The sequence below is a fragment of the Candidatus Jordarchaeum sp. genome (assembly GCF_052745115.1).
In genome coordinates this window covers 1-2,180 of the sequence record NZ_JBRAKS010000495.1, presented here as the reverse complement: position 1 = coordinate 2,180, position 2,180 = coordinate 1, and the positions used below count along the sequence as shown (strand labels likewise).

Below are 2,180 nucleotides of genomic sequence, written 5' to 3'. Positions count from 1 at the left end.
CTCCATCAACAAGATATGCGATCTAATGTACATACTATTATGAACAGATTAATAAGATGATTGAGCGTGTTACACGCTCCTCTTCAGTGATAGTTGGAAAAGTGGGATCAGAAATATTGACCAAATTGTAACTCACAATGACCATATCGAGAGGTCGATTAGCATGGTAGCTATTGAGAACAACTTTTTTACTCATAAATAATTTACCGTCTTCTTATTAACTGCCAACACCATTTAAAGTTTCAAAGCCTTCTTTTATTAGGAATATTACAATGATAATCCCTACAATAGGGTCAGCCTGCCATAACCCGTAAAGATAATTCAATCCCAATCCTAATAATAAAGCAACTGACAAAAAAACACATGCAAGTGTCTGTTTGGAGTCTGCTTCTAAACTTTTGCTATTTATCAATCTTGCGGTTTTATATTTAGCATAAAACAGGAGTAGCATTACAATAATTGAAAGGGTTGCAATGATTATTCCAAAAAGGCTTCGCTCCGGCAATTCACGAAAATATAACTTTTTTATAGATTCGTAAAAGACATATCCACCCAGCATAAAGAAAGTATAAGCAACAAATCTTACTGCTTTTCTCTCAACCCTTTTTTCCTCTTCTTCTGATATTTTTCCATGTTTTTTAAATCGCCAGATCATAATAAATCCTGACGATGACTCAACAAAACTGTCTAAACCAAACCCAACCAAGGCGATACTATCAGCTAATGACCCAATCAAGATGGATACGATTCCTTCCAAAATATTATAACCGACGGTAAAGTATGAGAGAAAAAGTGCCTTTTTATAGAGTTTTAAATCCATAAGTATTCTTTAACTCCTATAAACCCTATATAAAAATCTTGTGACCCAAAATCAATATCTTATTTTTTAAGTATCAGAGCAACCAACGAAGAAGATTCAGCGGGCATAATTATCCTTTTAAGCGGATAATTCATAAATTCCAATCGTTTCTAAACCATTTTGTGACTTAGAGGAAGCTCCATGGTCACAAGGGGTAGCCCTTTCGGAAATCATGAAATAAGTAACAGAAGAATCTAACTTAAAGCAGAGGGATTTGGATTAGAAGGTGCCGAGCTGGCACTTAATGATCTTCAATCCTAAGGTTTCACAAACGGTGGAAACTGCCTTTCTCTCTATGCCAAGACGATCAGCAATCTCCCAAAGCGAAGAGCAACTCACCCTACCCTTTTCAGCAACTTTCTCAATAGCACTCTTTACCTCAAATGGAACAGAATTGAGCGGATGGATATCTTTACCATGATTTGGTTTATTTCCCCAGCCAAAAAGACCAAGCTGGCATTTAATGATCTTTATTCCCATTAAGTCAGCTGTTTTACCCACTTCAGATAGCCTTACATTCAGCTGCTTTGAAATCCTTTCTGCCATTGCGCATGAAAGCTTTTTCTCAGAAATTTTTTCTCTTATTAATTTTGCTATTTCTTCATTTGGTTTTGTACCTGGTGGATGTTTCGAAGCATACTTTCCAGAGTATTCGTGAGTCATTTTATTGATACCTCATTTATTTATTCCATAATATACAATTATACCTTAACTAATCTTATCCCCGCTACAATAACAATAAAATTTAAAATCATAACAATCCAGTAAAAAATTGAAAATGTTTTAAATGCCTTCTCAGAGGTTCTCGATGGAGAAATCAAAGTTACCATAAGCTTTTTTTCAGCACCAAAAAAGTATAACGTAGATACACAGATAAAAAACTTATAACTGGGTAAGAAAGTTTCTTCAACATTATTTGTATGGAAAATACTTACTTCGTTCCAATTTAATTTAAAATAACCTCTTCAGAGTTAAAATTGCCTCTTGAATTGTCCCATTAACCATTTATCATAATGTATTTGATTTACTATCATAACTTATAAAGAAATATCTATTTTTTGATGATAATGATTTCACATTCATATTCCCTTTAAACCGCTTCTACTTTCTTAACCTCCGGGACTTCCTTTTTAATTGCCTGCTCTACTCCTCGGGTAAGTGTAATTTGAGACATTGGACATCCTCCGCATGCACCTTTTAATCTCACCCTAACGACACCTTCCACTACGTCTACTAACTCCACATCTCCCCCATCCATCTGAAGAGCTGGGCGAATACTCTGTAAGGCTTTTTCAATTTTTTCTCTCATTTTTTACCTCCT

Annotated in this window: 3 protein-coding genes; all 3 read right to left on the bottom strand. The window is 34.9% G+C overall.

Annotation, left to right across the window (positions count from 1 at the left end; all coding sequences use genetic code 11):
* Window positions 1-217: 217 nt before the first annotated feature.
* Window positions 218-820 carry a cation transporter gene (locus ACUVXA_RS20065; RefSeq protein ID WP_445873066.1) on the bottom strand — a complete coding sequence of 201 codons (603 nt, stop codon included), beginning with the start codon at window positions 818-820 and terminating at the stop codon, window positions 218-220.
* A gap of 258 nt (window positions 821-1,078) precedes the next feature.
* Window positions 1,079-1,522, bottom strand: coding sequence for a hypothetical protein (locus ACUVXA_RS20060; protein ID WP_445873065.1), 444 nt, complete (start codon window positions 1,520-1,522; stop codon window positions 1,079-1,081).
* A gap of 427 nt (window positions 1,523-1,949) precedes the next feature.
* A complete protein-coding gene (locus tag ACUVXA_RS20055) occupies window positions 1,950-2,168 on the bottom strand; it encodes a NifU family protein (RefSeq protein WP_445873064.1) in 219 nt (72 codons plus the stop codon).
* Window positions 2,169-2,180 lie beyond the last annotated feature (12 nt).